Here is a 22,971-nt window from a genome sequence, read left to right as displayed (position 1 = left end):
GCCGCGCCCCGCTCGTCGGCTTAATAATTCTGATGCGGTGGCAATCGGTCTCTCGGATGATCGGAAGGTTCTCCGTCGTCCGTCCGAGGAGCCATCGTGATCCGTCGTGTCAGCGTCCCCGTTCTCTTCCCGCCGCCGACCTACTCGCACGCCTCCGTCGTCGAGGCCGGTACGAGACTCGCGTTCCTTGCCGGGGCCGTCCCGCTCGACGCCGACGGGCAGTTGGTCGGTGCGGGGGACCCGGTGCGACAGGCCGAGCAGGTGCTGGCGAATCTCGGGGAGCAGTTGCGGGCAGTGGGCTCCGACCTGGGGCATGTGGTGGCGACCGATGTGTATGTCGTCAGCAGTGAGACCGCGGTGCTCTCCGCCGTCTGGGAGGTCGTCGAGGCGTCCGGGCTCAGCGCCGGGCCGCATTCCTCGACGCTCGTCGGCGTGGCCTGTCTGGGTTACAGCGGGCAGCTGGTGGAGATCACGGCCACGGCCGTCGTACCCGACGAGGGGACGCGGGCGTGACCGCCGAGGCCGTGCTGCGCCGGGCCGCCGGTCCGGACGCCGATGCCGTCGCGGACGTCTGGCTGCGGTCGTACAGTGCCGCCCTGCCCGGCGTCGTCCGGGCGCACTCCGACGACGAGGTGCGCGCCTACTTCCGGGACGTCGTGGTACCGGAGCGGGAGACCTGGCTCGCGGAGGCGGGCGGCCGGGTGGTGGGGGTCATGGTGCTCGCGGGGAATGTGCTGTCCCAGTTGTATCTGGACCCCGGGTGGCGGGGGCGGGGTGTCGGGGACCAGTTCGTCGGGGTGGCGAAACAGCGTTCCCCGCAAGGGCTCACCCTGTGGACCTTCCAGGTCAACAAGCCCGCCCACAGGTTCTACGAGCGGCACGGCTTCGTCGCCGTCGAGTACACGGACGGGAGCGGGAACGAGGAGCGGGAGCCGGATGTGCGGTACGTCTGGCGGCCATGAGCCGGCGGTGCGCGGTTACACCTCCTCGCCTACCCCCGGCACCGGCCGCCGGCAGGAAGGCGACCCGGTCGCCCGGACCGGCGGCGACATGCCGGTCCGGGCAGTTGTACGCCGCGTCCAGGCGGTCGGCGCCGCTCCTCGTGCGGCAGGTTGGAGATGTCTCACCGCCGGTGTCGGTCAGGCGTGGACCCCGAACGGCCCGTGGTGGCCGCGGTGCGGTCGCAGGTGCTCGCCGATGTTCGGGAAGACCGGCAGGACGGCGCGGTGGTAGGTGGAGTTGGTGACGCCTGCGAACGAGGCGTACCAGGCGCACACGGCCGTGACCAGGCCGAGCCAGCCGCCGGCCCTGACGGTGCCGGGCGACTGTGCGAACTCGCCGACGCACAGCACGATGAACGTGGCCGACAGGGTGGCGAGCACGGCCAGGAGGGCTCCGGTGGTACGGGCCGCGGCGACGGTCATGTAGACCGTGAAGATCGCGAACGCCAGCAGGAACAGTCCGGTCGCCTGGTGCGCGGCGGCCGGCAGGCCGCCCGCGACGAACTTCGCGTAGGCGGCGTACGCCAGCCAGAAGGCGCCGTACGACCCGAAGGCCGTGGCTCCGAAGGTGTTGACCTTCCGGAACTCCCACATCGCCGCGAGCGTTTGGGCCAGACCGCCGTAGAAGAGGGCGATCGGGAGGACGACGGCGGCCAGGCTCTTGTCGGTGATCAGGCCGGCGTTGAAGACGCTGAGGACGAAGGTCGTCGTCGCGAAGGCGGCGAGGCCGAGCGGGCCGGGGTCCGCGATCGTTCCGGTTTCGGTGGTAGGGGTGCTCATTCACATCTCCCCCTGCGACATGAATCACAAGAACGTGAGATCATTTCAGGCACCATCGAGGACACGGCGGCGCCGCGCGTCCCACGTGACCCGTGTTCCCGAAGCCGCCGTCCTTATGCGCCGCCCGCACCCCATATCCGCAGCTTCGCCAGCGGCTTCCCGTAGCTTCCCGCCCGGCTGGTCGTGAGTCCCAGCGCTACCAGCGACTCGGCGAGCTTCACCGCCGCGCCGACCCCGTCGACCACCGGAACCCCGAGCTTCTCCCCCACCACCCGCTGCAATCCGGTCATACCGGCGCAGCCGAGGACCAGGACCTCGGCGCCGGCGTCGCGGACCCGTTCGGCCGCCGCCAGGAACGCGGCCTCGGTGCGCCCGGGGTCGCCCGTGAGGTCGAGGACGCCCAGTCCGGTGCCCGCCACCGCCACGCAGTTACGAGCGACTCCCGCCGTCTCCAGGCTGTCCTCGATCTGCCCGCGCGACCGCTCCAGCGTGGTGACGACGCCGTAGCGGCGGCCCAGCAGGCAGGCGAGATGCGCGGCGGCCTCGGTGATGTCCACGACCGGCACGTCCACCAGCTCCCGGACGCCCTCCCGCCCGTGCTCGCCGAAACCCGCCATGACCACGGCGTCGTACGGCGGACCCTGGTACGTCCGCAGCGCGTCCAGGACGGCGGCCGCCGAAAGGTAGCTGTCGAGCCAGCCCTCCGCCGACTCGGGCCCCCAGCCCGGGGTCAGCCCGGTCACGGCGGTGCCCGGGCCTGCGGAGGCCCGGGCACCTCGTACGATCTCCTCGGTCATCTCCTGCGTGGTGTTGCAGTTGGTGACGACGATCCGCACGTCCGTCAGACCTCCTCGGTCACGGGGGTTCGGTCGCGACGGCACAGCACCAGGTACAGGCCGGCGGCCAGCGCCGTGCCGATGAACCAGGAGTACGGCGCCACGTCGCTGAACGTCTTCACCAGCGCGAGCACGCCCGCGACCGCCGCCGAGGGCAGGAACGCCCACAGCGCCTTGGGGTTGACGCCCTTGCGGTAGTGGTACGGGGAGCCGGGCGCCGCGTCGAAGAGCTGCTGCACATCGACCTTGCCGCGCTTGATCGCGTAGTAGTCGACCATGATCACGCCGAACAGCGGTCCCAGGAAGGCGCCGAGGCCGCCGAGGAAGTAGTTGACGACGGTGGGGTTGGAGAAGAGGTTCCACGGGGTGACGACCAGCGCGGCGACCGTGCTGATCATCCCGCCGACCTTGAAGGTGATCTTCTGCGGCCAGACGTTGGCCAGGTCGTACGCCGGTGAGACGAAGTTGGCGACGATGTTGACGCCCATGGTGGCGACCGCGAAGGTCAAAGCCGCCACGACCAGGACCCAGGTGTTGCCGACCTTGGCGACCAGTTCGGCCGGGTCGGTGATGGCCTCGCCGAAGACCTCCAGTGAGCCCGCCGTGACGATCACCGAGACGACCACGAAGGCCGTGGAGTTGACGGGCAGGCCCCAGAAGTTGCCGCGGCGGACGGTGCGGTAGTCCGGTGCGAAGCGCGAGAAGTCGCAGAAATTGAGCATCAGCGTGCCGTAGGTGGCGAGGATCAGGCCGATCGCGCCGAACCACTGCCGCCACTGCTCACCGGTGGAGACCGGGTGCGGGGTGGAGGTGAGCGAGATGGTCCAGTGGGCCTTGGCGAGGATCCAGACGGCGAGGGCGATCATCACCAGCCAGATCGCCGGGCCGCAGAAGTCCTGGAACCTGCGGATCGTCTCCATGCCCCGGCTGATGATCGCCGCCTGGATCAGCCAGAGCGACACGAAGGAGATCCAGCCCAGCGTGTCCAGGCCCAGGAAGGAGCTCTCGGTGAGCGACTTCAGGCCGGGCCAGGCCGCCAGCAGCATCACGTTGACGGCTACGGACGCCAGATAGGTCTGGATGCCGTACCACATGATGGCGATCACGGCCCTGATCAGGGCGGGGATGTTGGCACCCCAGACGCCGAAGCTGATCCGGCTGACCACCGGGAACGGTACGCCGTGGCGCTGGCCGATCCTGCCCATCCAGTTCATGCCGACGTAGATCAGCACGAAGCCGGCGAGGAGGGAGGTGAAGACCTGCCAGACGTTCATGCCGAGGACCAGCAGGCCGGCGGCGAAGGTGTAGTTGCCGAGGTTGTGGACGTCGGACATCCACATGGCGAAGAGGTCGAAGACCTTCCAGTTCCGCTGCTCGGCGGGGGCGAGGTCGTCGTTGGTGAGCCGGGGGTCGGGGACGAACGCGGGTGCGCCGGTGGCTTCGGCGCGGTCGGCCAGGGACACGGGGCCTCCAGGGACTACGGGGGCGGGGAGGGAGGAGGACGGCTGCCGGGGTGCTGCCGTCGGATGCCGGATGCCGGGTGCTGCACGCGTTTGGTATACCAAACTGCCCTCATAGTGCCCCCGTCAAGCGTTCCGACCGATGTCCGTCCCGTTACGGCTCCGTAAAAGCCCCCTCGGGTCGGCGAAAATGACTTCATGGGCTCCCCCACGACGAAGATCGAACCCCTGGGCGCGGTGCGCGAGCGCGTCCTCGCGACCCTGCGGCAGGACATCATCGAGGGGCGGCTGGCCCCGGGTGACCGGCTGGTCGAGCGCGAACTTGCCGAGCGGTTCGGGGTGTCCCGGGTGCCGGTCCGGGAGGCGATCCGGGCCCTGGTCGCCGAGGGTTTCGTGCTCTTCGAGTCGGCCCGCCGTACGGTCGTGCGCCGGCTGACCCCCACCGATGTCAAGGAACTCTTCGAGCTGCGCGAGGCGTTGGAGGTGTACGCGGCCGGCCTTGCGGCGGCGCGGGCGACGCCCGAGGCACTGGCCGAACTGCGGGAACTGCTCGACCTGGCGGCGACGGCGACGGCGGTGGACGACGCCGAGACGATCACCGACATCAACACCCGCTTCCACGACCGGATCCTGGCCCTGGCCGGCAACAGCCTGCTCATCTCGGTGATGGAACCGGTCGACGGCCGGCTTCGCTGGCTCACCCGGCGCAACGAGGAATGGCCCCAGCTCCTCGACGAACACCGCGAGCTGTACGACGCGATCGCCTCCGGCGACCCGGACCGCGCCCGCGCCCGCGCGCTCGGCCACGTCCAGGCCAACTACCGGTCGACGGTGCGGCATCTCTTCGGTGAGGACGCCGACGGCTAGCCAGGGAACACCGGTTTCCACAGGAATCTCCTTGAGTTCTCCCGCCGAGGAAGATCCGAACGGATCCGAACGGATCGAACGGGGAGGGCATGACCATGGTGAGCAGACGGGGGCTGTTGAGCGGAGCCGCGCTCGTGGGGATGGGCGCGGTGACCGGCATGGCGGTGGGCACGGGGACCGCCGCGGCCGACACCCCGCTGGACACACCGTTCACCCCGGTCGCCGCACCGCACCTGGCCGAGGCCGAGCAGCTGGTGCAGTACCAGCGCATGCTGGCGGCCGGCTACCTGCCGACCGGACTCGCCGGACACTGGCCGCTGGACGGCTCCGGCGCCGACCGCTCCGGTCTGCAGCATCCCGTCATCCTGGGTCCGGGAGCGAGCTGGACCGCTCTGCGGGCGGGCGGTGAGCTGAGCTTCGACGGCACCTCCGGAGCCTACGCCGCCACCCCCTCCGTCCTCGACACCACCGCCCCGTTCACGGTCGCGGCCTGGGTCCGGCTGGCCGACGACGCCGTGCTGACGAACATGTACACGGCCGTCAGCCAGGACGGCGGCAGCGACAGCCGCTTCCTGCTCCAGTTCGACAACACGGCCGGGACCTGGGCCTTCAAGGTGCGCAGCGAGGACCAGAGCACCAAGATCTCCGCGCTCGGCGCCGCACCCGTCACCAAGGCCGGTGTCTGGACCCACCTGACCGGTGTCTGGGACGGCAGCCAGGTCCAGCTCTATGTGAACGGCGTGCTGGAGGGCAGCGCCCAGACCACCCTCTCCTGGGCCGCGACGCAGGGCTTCAACATCGGCCGGGCCCGCTGGGACGGCGGTTACGTGAACCGCTTCAAGGGCGCGATCGACGACGTCCGCGCCTACGCCCGTGCCCTGAGCGCGGATGAGATCGCACTGATCAGCGGCGCCACGGCACGTGCCAACAACGTCTATCTGATGAACGCCACGGCGACCGTGACCTGGGGCCGCCCGGACGACCTCGCGAGCTGGGTGGCCCGGGCCCGCTGTTCGTCCTTCGTCACGGCGCTGCTCAAGCACACCTACGGCTGGGCGACCGACTCCTATTTCCTCCAGTACTTCCAGGAGAAGGGACCGGAGGCGGCCGACTACTGCTCGGCGTTCCGCAACGACACCGCGGGCCCTCGCTTCCGCCGCATCCACAAGGTGACCGACCTGCGGCCGGGTGACCTGATCGCCGTCGACTACAACGGACAGGACGCGGACAACACCGGGCACATCGTGATGGTCCGCGAGGGCAAGGGGGTCTTCAGCGGCGTCGCCGACTTCACCGGCGAGACCCAGTACGCCGTCGAGATCCTCGACTGCACCTCCGACCCGCACGGTGTCTACGGCCTGACCAACTACCCGCAGTACCCGGACACCCGCATGGTCGGCGCCGTGGACGGCGAGAACTTCCAGGGCGTCGGTATCGGTCACATGATGTTCTACGCCTCCGACGCCACCGGCGAGTTCTCCCGCTACCGCTGGAGCGTCAACTCGTCCGCGTCCACCGGCACCCACCCGGTCGGCGACCGCCCGGTGGCGGCGGCCCGGATCGTCTGACCCCCGCTCCCCCTTACGGCAGCTGCCCCCTTTAGGGCAGCCTGGCCGCCTTCGCCGCCGTCCGCAGCACCTCGCGGAGCATCTCGGGCGTGAGGCGGCCGGTGAAGGTGTTGCGCTGGCTGACGTGGAAGCAGCCGAGGAGGTCCAGGCCCCCGAGGTCGACCCGGGCGCCATGGGCGAAGGCCGGGCGGGGCCGGGGCACGGCCCAGCCCGCCTCCGCGAACGCCGGCAGCGCGGCCTGCCAGCCGAAGGCGCCGAGCACGACGGCGGCACGCAGTGTCGGCCGCAGCAGCCTCAGCTCCTCCACCAGCCAGGGTCGGCAGGTGTCGCGCTCCTCGGGGGTCGGCTTGTTGGCGGGCGGGGCGCAGTGCACGGGCGAGGTGACCCGCACGCCGTACAGCTCCAGACCGTCGCCGGCGCTCACCGATGTCGGCTGCGAGGCGAGCCCGACGTCGTACATCGCCTGGTAGAGCACGTCACCGGAACGGTCCCCGGTGAACATCCGGCCGGTGCGGTTGCCGCCGTGTGCGGCCGGGGCGAGGCCGATGATCAGCAGCCGGGCGTCGGGCGGTCCGAAGCCGGGCACCGGGCGGCCCCAGTACGTCCAGTCGGCGAACGCTGCGCGCTTGGTACGCGCCACCTCCTCCCGCCAGGCGACCAGGCGGGGGCAGGCTCGGCACGCACTGACGCGGTGGTCGAGCTCGGCGAGCCGGGCGAGGGAGGCATCGTCCATGCCTCAACGGTAGGCTCGGGTGACCTGGGTGAAAGAAGGGTTCGTTCGAATCCGATCGGTCGGCGTTGCAGGAGTGCGCGGGAGCTCCGTGTTGGATTCTGCGAGCGGACGGCTGCGGGTTGACCGTGGCTGGTCGCGCCCAAGCGGCGGAGCCGCATATCGATACAGCCCCGCGCCCCTTCGGGGCGCCGTAATCACCTCCGTTTCCGCTGGGTCAGGGGGCTAAGGTCGGGGCATGGCTGTCGACGACACGGACGAGATCAGCGAGCGCGAGAGCAGTGGGGCCGAGGCCCCCTCCTCCGTCGAGCCTGCCGAGGGCACCGCCGGCCCTGCCGCCCAGGCCCTCGACCCCGCCGCCCTGGCCGCTGCGATCGCCGCCGCCGAGGCCGCGGCGCCGGCGCCCGGGGAGACCGTGCGGGTCGACAGCTGGATCTGGGCCGTGCGCCTGATCAAGACCCGGTCCATGGGCGCCACCGCCTGCCGGGGCGGGCATGTGCAGGTGAACGGCGAGCGAGTCAAGCCCGCCCACTCCGTACGCGTCGGTGACGAGGTACGGCTGCGTCACGAGGGGCGGGAGCGCGTCGTCATCGTGAAGCGGCTGATCCGCAAGCGGGTCGGTGCCCCGGTGGCCGCCCAGTGCTATGTCGACAACTCCCCGCCGCCCCCGCCCCGTGAGGCCGTCGCCCCCATCGGCATCCGTGACCGCGGCGCCGGCCGCCCGACCAAGCGCGACCGCCGCGAGCTGGAGCGGCTGCGCGGCCTCGGCGGGATGGGCATGGGCGGAACGGGGGGATCGGGTGGTACGGGGGGAACCGGCCGACCGAGCGGCGGGCGCCCCGGCGGGCGATGATCCACCCGGCAGGCTCCTCAGGGCCCCGCAAGGCCCCACAGGGCTCGGCAGGGGCTCGGCCCGGCCGGGCTCGCTCCGGCTACGCCGCCCGGGGTGCCTGCACCGCTCGGACCCATGTCCCGTCCTCGGTCAGATACCTGTCCACCTCCAGTCCCGCTTCCGCGAGCGCCTCCTCGAACTGTTCCTTGGTCAGCGGCCGGGCCAGGAACGTCTGTGTCCAGGCGGCGTCCGGGAACTCGTACTCCGCGCGCGCCGAGTCCACCCCGTCCCCGACCGGCTCCACGGCCGCTATCCGGACGGTGTAGCCGCTCGGATCGACCCGCTCTCTCGGCACGTTCGAGTGGTAGTCCGCGCCTTCCCGCTGGATGAGCACACAGCCGCCGTCCGCCACATGCGCCGCGCAGACGCGCAGCATGCCCCGGCGCACCTCCACGTCTCCGGCGTGCACCAGGAACGACGCGAGCATCACCACGTCGAATCTCTCGCTCAGGTCGAGCTCCTCGATGGCGCCGCGTATCGTGCGCGCCCCGCGCACGCGCTCCAGCATCTCGGCCGACTCGTCCACCGCCGTGACCGTGAACCCGCGCTCCAGCAGCGGGTGCGTCATCCGCCCGACGCCGCAGCCCAGCTCCAGGATGTGGGCGCCGGCCGGAACCGCCGCCTCGATGATGTCCGGCTCGTCCCCCGCGGCCAGCCGCGAGTACAGCTCCACCGCGCAGCCGTCCGGGGTGATCGCACCGGGTCCCGTTCCCTCGTACCCCTCGCGCATTTCAACCGTCATGCCCGAACAACGGCCGGCCGCGGCCGGCTCGTTCCCGCGCACCGACGGTTCACTCGTTCGAGCAATTCATGGATGGACGGGAACTTTCCTCATATCAAAAGGAGTTGATGACCAGTCAGGACCGGGGGAGGTCGGTCCGGGGCCACGGGAACCATCCATGGCCCACGTACCAGTGGCCGCCCGCCCGCAGATGGTCGCCGACCGCCCGCTCCACCGGGGAGCGCCGGGGCAGGTCCGCCACCGGCAGGTCCGGGTCGCCGAAGACGAAGCCGACCGGGGTGGTGTCGGCCGGCTCCGGATCCTCCCACCCGGGCCGGAACCTCTCCTGGAAGCGGATGATGTTGGAGTCCGCCTTCAGGTGGCGTCGCAGCTGCGGATCGAGCAGCCAGGAGTGGCAGGTCGCGACAGCGTGCGGCTCCTCGGGAAAGTACCGCTCGAAGAACTCCCGGGCGCGGTCCAGGGAGCGGTCGCAGGCGGCAGGGGTGAGCGGCCCGAGGAAGTCGGGGATGTGCAGGTCCAGACAGGGTTCGCCACCGGTCGCGTCGGTTCCGGCCGCCGTGATCGCCCGTGCCGTGCGATCCCCGAGCCCGGTCCGCTCGTACTGCAGTCGTCCCAGCTGGTAGAGGCGGCCGCAGAAGTGGCGGGTGAGCCAGTGTGCCTGGCGCGTTGCGAGCCCTCCTCGACCGTACTGTCTGCGGTGCAGTGCCATGCCACGGCCGAGGTCGGCGAGGGTGTGCCGGGAGACGTCGTCGGGGATGCCGCGCGCCCGGTGCGACGCGCGGGCACGAGGCAGCGCGGCGAGGAAGACGTACACGAGGAAGTACTCGCCGAGCGCGGCCGGGGCCTGGGCGGCCCGGGCGCCGAGGCCCTCGGGGTCGTCGACCTCCCGTACGGCACCGGTCGCGTCCTCGACGCACTCCGTCAGCAGTCGTCGTACTCCGGGATCGGCGGTCACGGCCCGCCGCAGTGCCATCAGCGTGTTGATGTCCTCGTGCGGCACGGCCAGGTCGAGGAGCAGGTCGGGCAGGTCGTCGGCATCCGGCAGCACTGCGGGGTCCCCCTTTGTGAACGTCCTGGTCGGAGAGTACGTTGCAAGGAGGAGTGGTGATCGGAGATGCGGACAGGCAGTGAGCCGACGACCGCGCGCAGTGCGCTACGAGCGCGGTTGTGGCTGAGCCTGTGGGGACTGGCCTGGGCAATCTTCGGTACCGCGGTGTTCGCGCTGCTCGGCCGTCCCGGCTGGGCGGCCGCCTGCGGAGTCCTGTGGCTGGTGGCCGCCGTCGACATGACCGTGATCCTCAGGCACATCAGGCAGGGCCCGCACTATCAGCCGGGCCGCGATGTGCCCCCGTACCGGCCCGCGGACACCCGCCCGCCGCCGTTCCGGCGGCCGCCGCGGCATGGTCATCCGTGATCGGCCGTCCGGTCACGCGCCGCCGTCGAACCGGGCCGCCTTCAGGTATTCCGGGTTGGGGTCCAGCGCGGCCGCCAGCCGGAAGTGGCGTATCGCGAGGTCCGCGCGTCCCTGGCGTTGGTAGGTGCGGGCGAGCGCGAAGTGCGCGAACGCGTTGTCCGGCTCACGCTCCAGGACGATGGTGAACTCCAGCTCGGCGGGACGCAGTTGCGCGGCGGCGAAAAAGGCTCGCGCGCGCAGCAGCCGGGCGGCGGTGTTCTCGGGGTGGGCGGCGATCACTCCGTCGAGCAGTTTCACCGCACCCCGCGGGTCCCGTGCGTTGAGCAGGTGCTCCGCGGCACGGAAGTCGATGACATGCGTCTCCGGAGTACGTCCGGTCGAACCGCTGGTCTCGGGCACGGCAGAGTCCTTCCCTCACTGAAGCGGTTCAACGCCCGGACGGGTGCCCGCTATTTCGATGACGCGTGCCCGCTAGTTCGAACCGGACCGCTGCGCCCGGCGCACGAGGTCGCCCCAGACCTCCTCGACGCGCCGTTCGAGTGCGTCCAGGGGCACGTCGTTGTCGACCACGATGTCGGCGATCTCCAGGCGCTTCTCGCGCGTCGCCTGCGCGGCCATGCGCGCGCGTGCGTCCTCCTCCGTCATCCCCCGCAGCCGGACCAGCCGGTCGAGCTGGGTCTCGGGAGCCGTGTCCACGACGATCACGACGTCGTAGAGCGGCGCGAGGCCGTTCTCCGCGAGGAGCGGGACGTCGTGGACCACCACGGCGTCGGCGGCGGCCGCGCTCTCCAGTTCGCGGGAGCGGGCGCCGACCAGAGGGTGCACGATCGAGTTCAGTACGGCGAGTCTCTCGGGGTCGGTGAAGACGATCGCACCCAGTTTCGGGCGGTCCAGGCTGCCGTCGGCGGTGAGCACGTCCGGGCCGAACGCCTCGACGACGGCCGCCAGACCCGGAGTCCCCGGCGCGACGACCTCACGTGCGATGCGGTCCGCGTCGATCAGCACGGCGCCGCGCCCGACGAGCAGCCGCGACACCTCGCTCTTGCCGGCGCCGATCCCGCCGGTGAGGCCTACTTTCAGCATGGCCCGAAGCTTAGGACCTGCCACCGACACCGGCCCGGACGGGGCCCGGCCGTCGCTCGGGCTGCCCCCGGCCGTCGCCTGGACGGCGCTCAGTTGTCGCCTTCGCGCTCCGCCAGGAACCGCTCGAACTCCAGGCCGATCTCGTCGGCCGACGGGATCTCCACCGGCTCGGCGAGCATGTTGCCCCGGGTCTCGGCGCCCGCGGCCGCGTCGTACTGGTGCTCCAGGCCCTGGACGAGGGCGGTGAGCTCTTCGTCTCCCTCCTGGATCTGGCGGTCGATCTCCGTCTGCGTGCGGTGCGCGTCCGTGCGCAGGGCGTGCGCGATACCCGGAAGGACCAGCCCGGTGGCGCCCGTGATGGCCTCCAGGACGGTCAGGGCGGCGTCCGGGTAGGGCGAGCGGGCGATGTAGTGCGGGACGTGCGCGGCGACGCCCAGGACGTCGTGGCCGGCCTCCATGAGGCGGTACTCCATCAGCGACTCGGCGCTGCCGGGGACCTGGGCCTCGTCGAAGGGGCTGCGGTGGCCCGGGACGAGGTCGGTGCGGTTGCCGTGCGGGGTGAGGCCGACGGGGCGGGTGTGCGGGACGCCCATCGGGATGCCGTGGAAGTTCACGGACAGGCGGACGCCGAGCCGCTCCACGATCTGCCGTACGGCCGCGGCGAAGCGCTCCCACTCGACGTCCGGCTCGGGTCCGGACAGCAGCAGGAACGGCGCTCCCGTGGTGTCCTGGACCAGCCGCACCTCGATGCTGGGCTCCTCGTAGTCGGTCCAGCGGTCCCGCTTGAAGGTCAGCAGCGGGCGGCGGGCCCGGTAGTCCACGAGCCGGTCGTGGTCGAAGCGGGCGACGACCTGGTGGGGCAGCGAGTCCAGGAGCCGGTCGACAATCTGGTCGCCGGTCTCACCCGCGTCGATGTATCCGTCGAAGTGGTAGAGCATGACAAGGCCGGCCGACTCCTGGGCGAGCGCCATGTCGACGGTGGCGAGGCCCTTCGGCTCCCATGCGTACAAACCCTGCGGATCAAGCACTGTGACCGCTCCTCCTCGTGTTCGTACCGCACAACGTGGCACGGGCCGCAGGCATTCCCGTCGGCGACGTGAACAGCCGACATCTCGCCGCCTTTTCATGGCCGGAAGGCGGGCACGCGCGCGTGCCGGGTCCCGCCCTTGCCGTGCGGAACGCGCCGAACCGCTCCTGGTCGGTGGCCGTCAACTCCCTGCCCAGAGCGCTCTGTTCGTGGCCCCGGCCGGCAACTCCCGGCGGAAAACACCGAGGGACCGCACCTCGGAAGGTGCGGCCCCTCGGTCAGGAGCTACTGCTCAGTGAGCGTTCAGCTCTGGCCACCCGCGAGCTTCTCGCGGAGCGCGGCCAGCGCCTCGTCCGAGGCCAGCGCACCGGAGGTGTCGGCGCCCTCGGAGGAGTACGAACCGCCACCGGCGGCCGGAGCCGCACCCGCGGCGTCGCCGCCCTCCTCGGCAGCGGCAGCGTCGGCCTCGCGGCTCTTGATGACCTGCTGCTGGTGCTGCTCGAAGCGCTGCTGCGCCTCGGCGTACTGGTGCTCCCACGCCTCGCGCTGGGTCTCGTAGCCCTCGAGCCAGTCGTTGGTCTCGGGGTCGAAGCCCTCGGGGTAGATGTAGTTGCCCTGGTCGTCGTAGGACGCGGCCATGCCGTACAGGGTCGGGTCGAACTCGACCGTGGCCGGGTCGGCACCGAAGGCCTCGTTGGCCTGCTTCAGCGAGAGGCTGATGCGACGGCGCTCGAGGTCGATGTCGATGACCTTGACGAAGATCTCGTCGTTGACCTGGACGACCTGCTCCGGGATCTCCACGTGGCGCTCGGCCAGCTCGGAGATGTGGACCAGACCCTCGATGCCCTCGTCGACGCGGACGAACGCACCGAACGGAACCAGCTTCGTGACCTTACCGGGCACGACCTGGCCGATCTGGTGGGTGCGGGCGAACTGCTGCCACGGGTCTTCCTGGGTCGCCTTCAGCGACAGGGAGACACGCTCGCGGTCCATGTCGACGTCGAGGACCTCGACGGTGACCTCCTGGCCGACCTCGACAACCTCGGACGGGTGGTCGATGTGCTTCCAGGACAGCTCGGAGACGTGGACCAGACCGTCGACGCCACCCAGGTCCACGAAGGCACCGAAGTTGACGATCGAGGAGACCACACCGGAGCGGACCTGACCCTTCTGGAGGGTCGTGAGGAACGTCTGGCGGACCTCGGACTGGGTCTGCTCCAGCCAGGCACGGCGGGACAGGACCACGTTGTTGCGGTTCTTGTCCAGCTCGATGATCTTCGCCTCGAGCTCCTTGCCCACGTAGGGCTGGAGGTCGCGGACGCGGCGCATCTCGACCAGGGAGGCCGGGAGGAAGCCACGGAGGCCGATGTCGAGGATGAGACCACCCTTGACGACCTCGATGACGGTACCGGTGACGATGCCGTCCTCTTCCTTGATCTTCTCGATGGTGCCCCAGGCACGCTCGTACTGGGCGCGCTTCTTCGAGAGGATCAGGCGGCCTTCCTTGTCCTCCTTCTGGAGGACCAGGGCCTCGATCTCGTCGCCGACGGCCACGACCTCGTTCGGGTCGACGTCGTGCTTGATCGAGAGCTCGCGGCTCGGGATGACACCTTCGGTCTTGTAACCGATGTCGAGCAGGACCTCGTCCCGGTCGACCTTCACGATGACGCCGTCGACGATGTCGCCGTCGTTGAAGTACTTGATCGTCTCGTCGATCGCGGCGAGGAAGGCTTCCTCGTTACCGATGTCGTTGACCGCAACCTGCGGGGTGGTGGCGGTGGTCTCGGTGCTGCTCGTCATGTGGGAAAGGGCTCCGGTACGGACATTGAAGTCGTAGGTACTGCTTACGCCGGGAGCCCGTTTCGCTCTGATGAAGCCGGACAGCCAAGGAAGCGCCACACAAAACCGCTGGTGGCGCCTCGAAAACCGAGGGGACATACAACAGATGCGAGCGCAGCCTGCTACGTCTGAGGTGCGCAGGCCCGCAGCGCAACTTGTAGCATACGGGGGCAGCCGGGCAGGGTCAATGCGCGAAGGCGCACACCCGGGGCGGATCGCCGCATACCCGGCACAAGAACCGTCCCACGAGGCCACACACGCCTGACACACCGCGCGTGTGACACTCCCCTGAACGGGTTGCACGGAAGAGTACGACGAGGGAGCCGATCATCCAAGAGCCCGATTCGTTCGACCTCGAAGACACCGGGTCACAGTCCGGTGCGGAGGCCGAACCCGAAGCCACCCGGCGTGCCGCCGGGGTCGCGGAGAGCAGCCGGGCCAACCGGGGCTGGTGGGACCGCAACGCCGACGAGTACCAGGTCGAGCACGGCACGTTCCTGGGCGACGACCGCTTCGTGTGGGGCCCCGAGGGCCTCGACGAGGTGGAGGCGGAGCTGCTCGGCCCGCCGGAGGAGCTGAAGGGCAAGGACGTCCTGGAGATCGGCGCCGGCGCGGCCCAGTGCTCGCGCTGGCTGGCCGCGCAGGGTGCCCGGCCGGTCGCCCTGGACATCTCGCACCGCCAGCTCCAGCACGCGCTGCGCATCGGCGGATCGTTTCCCCTGGTCTGCGCGGACGCGGGCGAGCTCCCCTTCGCGGACGCCTCGTTCGACCTGGTGTGCTCGGCGTACGGCGCGCTCCCCTTCGTCGCGGACCCGCGCCAGGTGCTGCGCGAGGTGCGCCGCGTGCTGCGTCCAGGCGGCCGCCTCGTCTTCTCGGTCACCCATCCGATCCGCTGGGCGTTCCCGGACGAGCCGGGCCCCGAGGGCCTGTCCGTGTCCTCCTCCTACTTCGACCGGACGCCGTACGTCGAGCAGGACGAGGACGGCCTCGCGGTGTACGTCGAGCACCACCGCACGCTCGGCGACCGGGTCCGCGACATCGCCTCCTCGGGCTTGCGGCTGGTGGACCTGGTGGAGCCGGAGTGGCCGGCCTGGAACACCTCCGAGTGGGGCGGCTGGTCCCCGCTGCGGGGCAATCTCATCCCCGGGACGGCGATCTTCGTGTGCGAGCGAGATGGGGGTCCCCCGGCCGAAGGCTGGGGGAGTGACTGAGCCGCACGGACTTTGACCGTGCACGCGCGCGTGCGGGGCGATTTCCGGGGCGTACGACACTAGGGGCGTGATCCGTTACGACGCCCTGGACGCGCTGCCCGTACGACAGGCCCTGCCCGGCCTGAAAGACGCCCTGGACGGGCACGGCACCGCCGTCCTCGTGGCACCGCCCGGCACCGGCAAGACGACGCTGGTGCCGTTGGCGCTGGCCGGGCTGCTGGGCGAGGGGCCGGCCCGGCGGGTGGTCGTGGCCGAGCCCCGCCGGATCGCGGCACGCGCGGCGGCCCGCCGGATGGCGTGGCTGCTCGGCGAACAGGTCGGGCGCAGCGTCGGCTACACCGTGCGCGGCGAGCGGGTCGTGGGACGGCACGCGCGCGTGGAGGTCGTCACGACGGGTGTGCTGTTGCAGCGTCTGCAACGCGACCAGGAGCTGTCCGGCGTGGACGTCGTCGTCCTCGACGAGTGCCACGAACGCCATCTGGACGCCGACACGGTGGCGGCCTTCCTCTGGGACGTCCGGGAGACGCTGCGGCCGGAGCTGCGGCTCCTGGCCGCGTCGGCGACGACGGACGCGCAGGGCTGGGCGCGGCTCCTGGGGGACGCGCCGGTGGTCGAGGCGGACGGCGTGTCGTATCCCGTGGAGACGGTGTGGGCGCCGCCGGTGCGTCCGGTACGGCCGCCGAACGGGATGCGCGTCGACCCCGTCCTGCTGACACATGTGGCATCCGTCGTGCGGCGGGCCCTGGCCGAGCGCTCCGGTGACGTGCTGTGCTTCCTGCCCGGGGTCGGCGAGATCGCGCGCGTGGCCGGGCAACTGGGTGACCTCGGGGACGTCGAAGTGCTCCAGGTGCACGGCCGGGCACCGGCGGCCGTGCAGGACGCGGTGCTGGCGCCCGGGGCACGGCGCCGGGTGGTCCTCACGACGTCCGTGGCGGAGTCCTCGCTGACCGTCCCGGGCGCCCGGGTGGTGGTCGACTCCGGGCTCGCGCGGGAGCCGCGCGTCGACCACGCGCGCGGGCTGAGCGCGCTGACGACGGTGCGGGCGTCGCGCGCGGCCGGACGGCAGCGGGCGGGGCGCGCCGGGCGCGAGGCGCCGGGCACGGTGTACCGGTGCTGGACCGAGGCCGAGGACGCCCGTCTGACGGCCTTTCCGGCGCCGGAGATCAGGGTGGCCGACCTGACCGCGTTCGCCCTCCAGGCGGCCTGCTGGGGCGACCCGGAGGCTGCGGGGCTGGCGTTGCTGGACCCACCGCCGGGCGGGGCCATGGCGGCGGCGCGGACTCTTCTGACGGCGATCGGGGCGGTCGACTCCGTCGGTCGGGCCACGGGGAGGGGGGTGCGGTTGGCGCGGCTGGGGTTGCACCCCCGGCTGGGGCGGGCCCTCATCGACGGAGCCTCGCTGGTCGGCTCGGAGCGGGCCGCGGAGGTGGTCGCGCTGTTGAGCGAGGAGGTGCCTCGGGAGTACGGGGACGATCTGGGGGCTGCTCTGCGGCGTGTGCGGCGTGGGGGTGACGCCTATTCCGGGCGGTGGCGTGCGGAGGTTCGGCGGCTGCGGGCCGTCTTCGTTGGTATTTCCCACCCGCCCGCCCATGACCGTCGGCCGACAGGCGAGGTCGGGGGCGGGGCCACGGCCGAGGTCGGAGCCGGGACCGGAGTCGAGGCCGAGGTCGGGTCCGGGGCCGGAGTCGAGGCCGAGGTCGGGTCCGGGGCCGGAGTCGAGGTCGGGGCGGGAGTTGAGGTCGGGGCGGGAGTTGAGGTCGGGGCCGCGGCCGGGGCCGGGACCGGGGCCGGAGTCGAGGTCGGGGCCGGAGTCGGGGCCGGGGCCGGGGTCGGGGTCGGGCCGGGTGCTCCTGATGACCATGTCGCCGGGCTCGTCGCCGCCCTCGCCTTTCCCGAGCGGATCGCCCGGGCGGACGGCGGTTCCTGCCTCATGGTCTCCGGGACCCGAGCCGAACTCCGTGACGGATCGCCGCTGCGGTCCGCACCCTGGCTCGCCGTCGCCGTCGCCGACCGGCCGGTGGGGAAGGGGCACGCGCGTGTGCAGCTCGCGGCGGTGGTGGACGAGGGGATCGCGCGAGCGGCCGCCGGGGCGCTGCTCGACGAGCGGGACGAGGTGCACTGGGCCGACGGGGAGGTCGTCGCGCGGCGTGCGGAACGGCTCGGGGCGATCGAGCTCGCGGTGCGGCCGCTGCGGGACGCCGGCCCCGCCCTCGTGCGCGCTGCGCTGCTCGAAGGGCTGCGGCAGGAGGGGTTCGGCCTGTTGCGGTGGACGCCCGAGGCCGTCGTACTGCGCCAGCGGCTCGCTTTCCTTCACCTTCGGCTCGGCGAGCCCTGGCCCGACGTGTCCGACGACGCGCTGCACGCGCGCGTGGACGACTGGCTGGAGCCGGAGCTCGGCAGGGCCCGGCGGCGGTCCGATCTCGGGCGGATCGACGCCGGGGAGGGGCTCCGGCGGCTGCTGCCGTGGGCGAGCGGGGAGGCGGGACGGCTCGACGAGCTGGCGCCCGAGCGGATCGCCGTACCCAGCGGATCGCGTATCCGGGTTGACTACGCCGAGCCCGAGCAGCCCGTTCTCGCCGTGAAGTTGCAGGAGATGTTCGGGTTGCAGGAGTCGCCCGCCGTGGCCGGGGTGCCCGTGCTGGTGCATCTGCTGTCGCCCGCCGGGCGGCCCGCCGCCGTCACCGCCGACCTCGCCTCCTTCTGGAGGGACGGGTACAGGGGTGTGCGGGCCGAGCTCCGGGGGCGGTATCCGAAGCATCCCTGGCCGGAGGATCCCGCGACCGCGGAGCCCACCCGGCACACCAACGCGCGGCTCAGGCGCTGACCGGTTCCGGCATCGTGGACTGCGCCGGCTGCGGGTCTGTGGGGCGGCGGCTCAGCGCCTCCAGGCAGAGGGAGAGGGCCAGCAGCGCGACACCGAGGGACAGGAAGCCCCAGGGGAGGTAGGAGGTCAGCATCAGGACGATCGTGCGGTTGTGCTTCACGAGGGCGACCGTGTGCTCGATGTAGTCCTCGCGCATCTTCACGTCGCCGGCGAAGGCGGTGACCTTGGCGCGGCCGCCCAGCAGGGTGCCGCCGCGCAGCTCCTCCTTGTGGATCTCCTCGCCGTAGACGGGCGCTCCGGTGACGGGCTCCACCCAGAACCTGCGGACCGTCGTGTACCAGCGGGTGGTGCCGGTCTTGGCGACGGACTCCGGGGTGATGCCCTGCACCGGCATCTTCTTGGGCAGCGCGACCTTGGTCCACGGGACGGTCTGCTCGAAGTAGTAGACCTTGACGCCCCGGAAGGTCCGCGTCCCCTTGTAGTGGATGGGGTTGGTGGTGCGGGTCTGCGCGTCGAAGTACTCGTAGTCCCGCTTCTCGGTCAGGAACGGCCACTTGAACTCGATGCCGTCCCGGCTCACCGGGTCGCCGTCGACCATCTCGCCGGTGGCGTGGACGGGTTCCTGGCTGTGGGCGTCGAAGATGTAGCGCTCGGGGATCTCGGAGACCATCTTGCCGTCGGGGCCTTGGACGTAGGAGAGCCCGTCCCAGACGACGACGTCCCGGCCCGCCGTCCTCTCGATCTCCTTCGCGGCCTCCACGTTGCCCTTGAGGGTCTGCACGATGGTGACCTGGGGGACTTTCTTCGCCTTCATGGTGCCGTAGTCGAGGAGCGTGGCGTTCTTCGCCACCAGGACCATGTCCTGGTACTGGTTCGCCGGGATCTTGGCGAGGCGCGGGAAGGCGTACCAGCGCAGCAGCGGGGACAGTGCCGCGAAGAACACGGCGCAGGCGAGCAGGACCAGACTGGCCTTGCGGCGCATCTCGGCCTCCCGGGGCGGCGGTTACGGGTGTGACGGCACCGTCGTGAGCAGCGGCTTGGGGGACGTTTTTCCGTTCGGCGACCCCAGGGCGCTGATCGTCACGACCAGGACGAGCGCGAGGGCGAGACCGGTCGCGGCGGCGATCAGGGCGCGCATGCGGGCCTCCCTGCCTTGTCGGCACCTGACGGCTCGTCAGGTGCGGGCACCGTAGCAACGGGAGGGTGAGAAGAGAACAGGTCTCACGCGCGAGGGCGCCCTCCCGCGTCGGCGGAAGGGCGCCCTCGTCGTCGTAGGAGCAGGGATCAGGAGGTGGCGGAGGCCGAGGGGCTCGGGGAGGCGGACGCGGAGGCCGACTCGGAGGCGGTCGGCGACGGGCTCGCCGAGCTGTCCGCCGCGGCGACCGTCAGCTCGACGGTGAGCGTCGCACCGCCGGTGGTGGTGATGCGGAGCAGGAACGTGCCGGTGGTGTCGTCCGCGTACAGCTTGGGCAGCGTGAGCAGGCCGTTCGCGTCCGTCTGGAGGTCCGTGAGGGTGCGGACGGCGTTGCCGTTCGCGTCCTTGAAGTACGGGCCCTTGTCGTTCGTGCTCGTGTCGTCCGCCGACTTGATGAGCGTGGCGGTGGCGGCGACCTTGTCGGCGACGGCGCCCAGGTAGGTGGCCTTCGCCTGGACCTGGTCGGCGAACTCGCCGCCCGGGGTGCAGGTCAGCGCGGTGGTGTTGGCGAGGGCGAGGGTGTCGGCGGCGCGCGCGGTGACGCTCGCCTTGTAGTCCACGCCCTTCACGGCACGGCCGACCACGCCGGCGCGGACCGTGAAGTCACCGGTCTTCTCGCCCGCCTGGAGCGCCGGCGCGACGGCAAGGCCCTTGCTGTCGGTGACGACCGTGGCGGTGGTCTCGCCGCCGGTGAAGGTCGCGTCCGTGTCCCCGACGATGGTGAAGCGGACGCGGACCTTGGCGACGGCCTGTCCGGCCTCGGTCTCCGCGCGCGTGCTGATCTTCTTGGTGAACGCGTCGCCGGCCATCGCCGTGAGCGTGGCGGTGCCCGCGTCCTCCAGGTGGTCCACGGTGTCGGTGGGCGTGGCCGGCAGCGTCGGCGACGTACTCGGGGTGCTGGGCGTGGGCAACGAGGGGCTCGGCGTGCTCTTGCCCGGCGTGCTGGGCGACGGGGAGGCGCTGGGGCTGCCGGAACTGCTTGACCCCGACCCGGTCTTGCCGTCGTCGCTGCGGTGGCTGGGTACGGTGCCGGTGCCGTCCGGTATCGAGTGGGTGCCCTTGCGGTAGAACTCGTACCAGGACAGGACCAGGTTCAGGTAGTCCTGCGAGTTGTTGTAGCTGAGGATCGCGCTGTTCATGTCGGCCTGGGCGGACAGGTCCCAGCCGTTGCGGCACAGGTAGTGGCCGGCGGCGAGCGCCGCGTCGTAGACGTTGTTGGGGTCCTTGACGCCGTCGCCGTTGCCGTCGCGGCCCGCCCACGCCCAGGTCGAGGGGATGAACTGCATGGGGCCGACGGCCTGGTCGTACTGGCTGTTGCCGTCGTACTTGCCGCCGTCGGTGTCCTTGATGAGCGCGAAGCCGTTGCCGTCGAGCTCGGGGCCGAGGATCCGGTGCAGGGTGTTGCCCTCGGCGTCGACGTCACCGCCGCGGGCCTGGCCGGACTCGACCTTGCCGATGGCGGCGAGCAGCTGCCAGGGCAGGTTGCAGCCGGGCTTGGAGCTGCGCAGCTCCGCCTCGGCCTTCTTGTAGGCGTCCAGAACGGTGGCCGGTATCCCGGCCTCGGCGGCGCCGCGCGAGACGGCGGTGCCGATGCTCGACGAGGGGGCCGTGGGGCTGGCGCTGGGGTTCGGGCTGTTCAGCGGCGGCAGGTCCGTGTAGTACGGCGAGTTGCCGGTGGCGCCGCCGGTCGCGCCGGCTCCGTCGGGTGCGGCGGTGCTGGCACCGGCGTTGGCCTGTCTGCCCGTGTCGCCGGTCGTCGCGCCCGGTGCCTGGGACGCGGACAGAGCCGCCACCGCCAACGCGGCCGCGGCGGTCGTCGCCGCTCCCTTGCGCAGCCGCCTGCCGAATTGCGCCGCCATAAGGTGAACCCCTCCCCTGGGCGCCTTCTGAGCGCCCGTCTCCGTCTGTCCACTCGCCCTGGTGTGACGGTTGACCCGATGCTGTGGTTGCCCCCGTTACCTCTTTCGAGTTGTGAGGTCGTGCACCCGGCCGTACGCGCCCCGGGCGGCGACCCAGGCGACCCTACGACAACTTGCTTTCCACGGACACCCGCCGGTGCCCGATTTTCACCAGTTGGCCATCCCCCGTTGAACGATGGTGGTGTCCCGGATACTTGTCGTACGCGATCACCGTTCGGCACGCCGGCCGACGACTGCTCCAGGGGGCCCCGGGTGCCGTTCACTCTCAGCCATGCCGCCGCCGTACTGCCCGCCGTGCGCGGCGACGGGACCGGGCGCGGACGCCTGGTGCCGGCGGTGCTCGTGGCGGGGTCCTTCTCCCCCGACCTCACCTATTACGCGGCGAGCGCGGTGCCGGACGCGATGGAGTTCGGCGAGTTCACCCACTCCTTCACCGGTGTGTTCACCGTCGACGTGCTCTTCTCCTGGGCGCTCGTGGGGCTGTGGGTGCTGATACGGGAACCGCTCGTGGCCCTCCTCCCACGCGCCCGGCAGGGACGGGTGGCCACTGTGCTGCGCTGCGGGACGCCACGCGCGCGTGCCGGCGTTTCCGTCGCGGCCCGCTGGTACGTCTGCGCCGTGCTCGGCGCGCTCACGCATGTCGTCTGGGACGCGTTCACCCACCACGACCGCTGGGGGACGCGGCTGATCCCCGCGATCGGCCGGGACGTCGCGGGCGTGCCGTTGTACACCCTGCTCCAGTACGGCAGTTCGGCGGTGGGTGCGGCCGTGCTCGCCGTGTTCGTGGTCCGCGCGGTACGGCGGGCGCCGGCCGGGGAACCGGTGGGCGTACCGCTGCTGTCGATACGGGACCGGTGGTGGGCCGCTGCCGGGATCGGCGGCTGCGCCCTGGTCGCGGCGGTGCAGCGGGCGACCCGGTGGTGGGACTACTGGGGGGCAACGGCCAAGCCCTGGGAGCTGCTGCCCACGGTGCTGTTCGGAGCGGGCGCGGGGCTGCTGCTCGGGGTGCTGGGGTATGCCGTGGTGGTCAGGGTGTGGCGTCCGGTTCCGGTGGCCGACGGCGTGCGGCGGAGCCCGTCGGCCGTTCGGTGAGGGTCGCCACGAACACGGTCATGGTGCGGGGGCGGCGGGGTCCGGGGAGCGCGGTGAGAAGCAGCGCGAGGTAGCTGCGGGCGAGGTCGAGCCACTGGCGCAGGCCGGGGCGGCGGGCACGGAGCCGGCGCCGGAGACGGGTGGCCGCCCGGCGCACGGTGAGGGCGAGGTCGGTGGGGATGCGGGCGGAGCTGGCGCCGGCGGCTTGGGCCGGGGCCGACGGGGACGCCGTGACCTGAGCGGAGGCCGAGGCGGAACGGGCCTTGGCCGGAGGCCTGCTCTGGGGCGTCCGGCGGTGAACCATACGTATACCCATGGCGGCATCCTTGCCGGTGGCGAGGGCGGGGGCGTTCTGGCAGGGTCCAGGTGAGTGACGGGGGCGATGGCCTCCTTTCCCGCCACGACGACGCGCAGCCACTACGGCGTGGTGACCGAGCGCCGTTGCGGCCGAGGAGGAGGCAACAGGAACAGGAAGGGCGCCGCTCCACCCG

23 protein-coding genes are annotated in these 22,971 nt (G+C 71.5%); 9 read left to right on the top strand and 14 right to left on the bottom strand.

The annotated features are described in order from the left end of the window. Nucleotides 1-96: 96 nt before the first annotated feature. Nucleotides 97-513, top strand: a complete 417-nt coding sequence (locus EDD90_RS40105) for a RidA family protein (protein ID WP_123977997.1) — start codon at nt 97-99, stop codon at nt 511-513. Further along, nucleotides 510-962 (top strand): GNAT family N-acetyltransferase, encoded by a 453-nt coding sequence (locus tag EDD90_RS40100; protein ID WP_123977996.1) that lies wholly within the window; start codon nt 510-512, stop codon nt 960-962. The genes EDD90_RS40105 and EDD90_RS40100 overlap by 4 nt, the downstream gene beginning before the upstream one ends. A gap of 177 nt (nt 963-1,139) precedes the next feature. Here EDD90_RS40100 and EDD90_RS40095 read toward each other — a convergent pair whose 3' ends face one another. The 3 genes from EDD90_RS40095 to EDD90_RS40085 all read right to left on the bottom strand — a co-directional run bounded on the left by EDD90_RS40095 (nt 1,140) and on the right by EDD90_RS40085 (nt 4,080). Continuing rightward, nucleotides 1,140-1,781, bottom strand: a complete 642-nt coding sequence (locus EDD90_RS40095; protein WP_123977995.1) for an acetate uptake transporter — start codon at nt 1,779-1,781, stop codon at nt 1,140-1,142. 113 nt (nt 1,782-1,894) lie between these two features. After that, the gene (locus EDD90_RS40090; protein WP_123977994.1) at nt 1,895-2,617 is read right to left on the bottom strand and encodes an aspartate/glutamate racemase family protein; all 723 of its coding nucleotides are present in this window, start codon (nt 2,615-2,617) and stop codon (nt 1,895-1,897) included. Nucleotides 2,618-2,622: 5 nt separating this feature from the next. Continuing rightward, the gene (locus EDD90_RS40085; protein ID WP_123977993.1) at nt 2,623-4,080 is read right to left on the bottom strand and encodes an NCS1 family nucleobase:cation symporter-1; all 1,458 of its coding nucleotides are present in this window, start codon (nt 4,078-4,080) and stop codon (nt 2,623-2,625) included. 195 nt (nt 4,081-4,275) lie between these two features. Here EDD90_RS40085 and EDD90_RS40080 point away from each other — a divergent pair, with 195 nt between their 5' ends. Further along, complete coding sequence (locus EDD90_RS40080; protein ID WP_123977992.1) at nt 4,276-4,944, top strand: GntR family transcriptional regulator; 669 nt, start codon at nt 4,276-4,278, stop codon at nt 4,942-4,944. A gap of 95 nt (nt 4,945-5,039) precedes the next feature. After that, on the top strand, nt 5,040-6,512 hold the full coding sequence (locus EDD90_RS40075) for a LamG domain-containing protein (protein WP_123977991.1): 1,473 nt from the start codon (nt 5,040-5,042) through the stop codon (nt 6,510-6,512). Between the two features lie 31 nt (nt 6,513-6,543). Here the strand turns inward: EDD90_RS40075 and EDD90_RS40070 are convergent, their stop codons facing one another. After that, nucleotides 6,544-7,245 (bottom strand): uracil-DNA glycosylase, encoded by a 702-nt coding sequence (locus EDD90_RS40070; protein ID WP_123977990.1) that lies wholly within the window; start codon nt 7,243-7,245, stop codon nt 6,544-6,546. 235 nt (nt 7,246-7,480) lie between these two features. On the opposite strand from EDD90_RS40070, the gene EDD90_RS40065 reads away from it, so the two are divergent. Further along, nucleotides 7,481-8,095, top strand: coding sequence for an RNA-binding S4 domain-containing protein (locus tag EDD90_RS40065; protein ID WP_123977989.1), 615 nt, complete (start codon nt 7,481-7,483; stop codon nt 8,093-8,095). Nucleotides 8,096-8,174: 79 nt separating this feature from the next. Here the strand turns inward: EDD90_RS40065 and EDD90_RS40060 are convergent, their stop codons facing one another. Together EDD90_RS40060 and EDD90_RS40055 are read right to left on the bottom strand one after the other, a co-directional pair. Beyond that, the gene (locus EDD90_RS40060) at nt 8,175-8,864 is read right to left on the bottom strand and encodes a bifunctional 2-polyprenyl-6-hydroxyphenol methylase/3-demethylubiquinol 3-O-methyltransferase UbiG (protein ID WP_123982142.1); all 690 of its coding nucleotides are present in this window, start codon (nt 8,862-8,864) and stop codon (nt 8,175-8,177) included. A gap of 127 nt (nt 8,865-8,991) precedes the next feature. Further along, entirely contained in the window at nt 8,992-9,924 is a 933-nt protein-coding gene (locus EDD90_RS40055; protein ID WP_123977988.1) for an acyltransferase domain-containing protein, read from the bottom strand. Between the two features lie 66 nt (nt 9,925-9,990). Here EDD90_RS40055 and EDD90_RS40050 point away from each other — a divergent pair, with 66 nt between their 5' ends. Continuing rightward, entirely contained in the window at nt 9,991-10,290 is a 300-nt protein-coding gene (locus EDD90_RS40050) for a DUF6343 family protein (protein WP_123977987.1), read from the top strand. Between the two features lie 12 nt (nt 10,291-10,302). On the opposite strand, the gene EDD90_RS40045 is transcribed toward EDD90_RS40050, so the two are convergent. From EDD90_RS40045 to rpsA, 4 genes are all read right to left on the bottom strand, one after another. Then, nucleotides 10,303-10,689 (bottom strand): tetratricopeptide repeat protein, encoded by a 387-nt coding sequence (locus tag EDD90_RS40045; RefSeq protein WP_123977986.1) that lies wholly within the window; start codon nt 10,687-10,689, stop codon nt 10,303-10,305. 72 nt (nt 10,690-10,761) lie between these two features. Then, entirely contained in the window at nt 10,762-11,373 is a 612-nt protein-coding gene (gene coaE / locus EDD90_RS40040; RefSeq protein WP_123977985.1) for a dephospho-CoA kinase, read from the bottom strand. Between the two features lie 89 nt (nt 11,374-11,462). Next, nucleotides 11,463-12,401 (bottom strand): PAC2 family protein, encoded by a 939-nt coding sequence (locus tag EDD90_RS40035; protein ID WP_123977984.1) that lies wholly within the window; start codon nt 12,399-12,401, stop codon nt 11,463-11,465. A gap of 302 nt (nt 12,402-12,703) precedes the next feature. Further along, a complete protein-coding gene (rpsA, locus tag EDD90_RS40030; RefSeq protein ID WP_123977983.1) occupies nt 12,704-14,200 on the bottom strand; it encodes a 30S ribosomal protein S1 in 1,497 nt (498 codons plus the stop codon). 368 nt (nt 14,201-14,568) lie between these two features. Between rpsA and EDD90_RS40025 the strand changes: the two genes are divergently transcribed. Continuing rightward, nucleotides 14,569-15,450, top strand: a complete 882-nt coding sequence (locus tag EDD90_RS40025; RefSeq protein ID WP_123977982.1) for a class I SAM-dependent methyltransferase — start codon at nt 14,569-14,571, stop codon at nt 15,448-15,450. A 67-nt stretch (nt 15,451-15,517) separates the two neighbouring features. Further along, the gene (locus EDD90_RS40020) at nt 15,518-18,274 is read left to right on the top strand and encodes an ATP-dependent RNA helicase (protein ID WP_123977981.1); all 2,757 of its coding nucleotides are present in this window, start codon (nt 15,518-15,520) and stop codon (nt 18,272-18,274) included. On the opposite strand, the gene EDD90_RS40015 is transcribed toward EDD90_RS40020, so the two are convergent. The 3 genes from EDD90_RS40015 to EDD90_RS40005 form a co-directional block, all read right to left on the bottom strand. Continuing rightward, on the bottom strand, nt 18,264-19,256 hold the full coding sequence (locus EDD90_RS40015; RefSeq protein WP_123977980.1) for a DUF3068 domain-containing protein: 993 nt from the start codon (nt 19,254-19,256) through the stop codon (nt 18,264-18,266). The genes EDD90_RS40020 and EDD90_RS40015 overlap by 11 nt on opposite strands. 21 nt (nt 19,257-19,277) lie before the next feature. Continuing rightward, nucleotides 19,278-19,412 carry an SPW_0924 family protein gene (locus tag EDD90_RS40010; protein WP_123977979.1) on the bottom strand — a complete coding sequence of 45 codons (135 nt, stop codon included), beginning with the start codon at nt 19,410-19,412 and terminating at the stop codon, nt 19,278-19,280. 146 nt (nt 19,413-19,558) lie between these two features. Continuing rightward, complete coding sequence (locus EDD90_RS40005; protein WP_123977978.1) at nt 19,559-21,328, bottom strand: lytic transglycosylase domain-containing protein; 1,770 nt, start codon at nt 21,326-21,328, stop codon at nt 19,559-19,561. 312 nt (nt 21,329-21,640) lie between these two features. On the opposite strand from EDD90_RS40005, the gene EDD90_RS40000 reads away from it, so the two are divergent. Next, nucleotides 21,641-22,480 (top strand): DUF4184 family protein, encoded by an 840-nt coding sequence (locus EDD90_RS40000; protein WP_123977977.1) that lies wholly within the window; start codon nt 21,641-21,643, stop codon nt 22,478-22,480. On the opposite strand, the gene EDD90_RS39995 is transcribed toward EDD90_RS40000, so the two are convergent. Further along, entirely contained in the window at nt 22,416-22,796 is a 381-nt protein-coding gene (locus EDD90_RS39995; protein WP_185149399.1) for a hypothetical protein, read from the bottom strand. The genes EDD90_RS40000 and EDD90_RS39995 overlap by 65 nt on opposite strands. Between the last annotated feature and the right edge of the window lie 175 nt (nt 22,797-22,971).

The sequence above is a fragment of the Streptomyces sp. Ag109_O5-1 genome (assembly GCF_003814875.1).
GTDB lineage: Bacteria > Actinomycetota > Actinomycetes > Streptomycetales > Streptomycetaceae > Streptomyces > Streptomyces sasae.
This window is presented reverse-complemented; position numbering and strand designations above follow the sequence as displayed.

What these genes read in the sequence shown, in the direction of transcription:
- EDD90_RS40095 (WP_123977995.1), bottom strand. Translation starts at nt 1,781, where the DNA reads ATGAGCACCCCTACCACCGAAACCGGAACGATCGCGGACCCCGGCCCG.
- EDD90_RS40080 (WP_123977992.1), top strand. Translation starts at nt 4,276, where the DNA reads ATGGGCTCCCCCACGACGAAGATCGAACCCCTGGGCGCGGTGCGCGAG.
- EDD90_RS40075 (WP_123977991.1), top strand. Translation starts at nt 5,040, where the DNA reads ATGGTGAGCAGACGGGGGCTGTTGAGCGGAGCCGCGCTCGTGGGGATG.
- EDD90_RS40070 (WP_123977990.1), bottom strand. Translation starts at nt 7,245, where the DNA reads ATGGACGATGCCTCCCTCGCCCGGCTCGCCGAGCTCGACCACCGCGTC.
- EDD90_RS40065 (WP_123977989.1), top strand. Translation starts at nt 7,481, where the DNA reads ATGGCTGTCGACGACACGGACGAGATCAGCGAGCGCGAGAGCAGTGGG.
- EDD90_RS40060 (WP_123982142.1), bottom strand. Translation starts at nt 8,864, where the DNA reads ATGCGCGAGGGGTACGAGGGAACGGGACCCGGTGCGATCACCCCGGAC.
- EDD90_RS40050 (WP_123977987.1), top strand. Translation starts at nt 9,991, where the DNA reads ATGCGGACAGGCAGTGAGCCGACGACCGCGCGCAGTGCGCTACGAGCG.
- coaE (WP_123977985.1), bottom strand. Translation starts at nt 11,373, where the DNA reads ATGCTGAAAGTAGGCCTCACCGGCGGGATCGGCGCCGGCAAGAGCGAG.
- rpsA (WP_123977983.1), bottom strand. Translation starts at nt 14,200, where the DNA reads ATGACGAGCAGCACCGAGACCACCGCCACCACCCCGCAGGTTGCGGTC.
- EDD90_RS40015 (WP_123977980.1), bottom strand. Translation starts at nt 19,256, where the DNA reads ATGCGCCGCAAGGCCAGTCTGGTCCTGCTCGCCTGCGCCGTGTTCTTC.
- EDD90_RS40010 (WP_123977979.1), bottom strand. Translation starts at nt 19,412, where the DNA reads ATGCGCGCCCTGATCGCCGCCGCGACCGGTCTCGCCCTCGCGCTCGTC.
- EDD90_RS40005 (WP_123977978.1), bottom strand. Translation starts at nt 21,328, where the DNA reads ATGGCGGCGCAATTCGGCAGGCGGCTGCGCAAGGGAGCGGCGACGACC.
- EDD90_RS39995 (WP_185149399.1), bottom strand. Translation starts at nt 22,796, where the DNA reads ATGGGTATACGTATGGTTCACCGCCGGACGCCCCAGAGCAGGCCTCCG.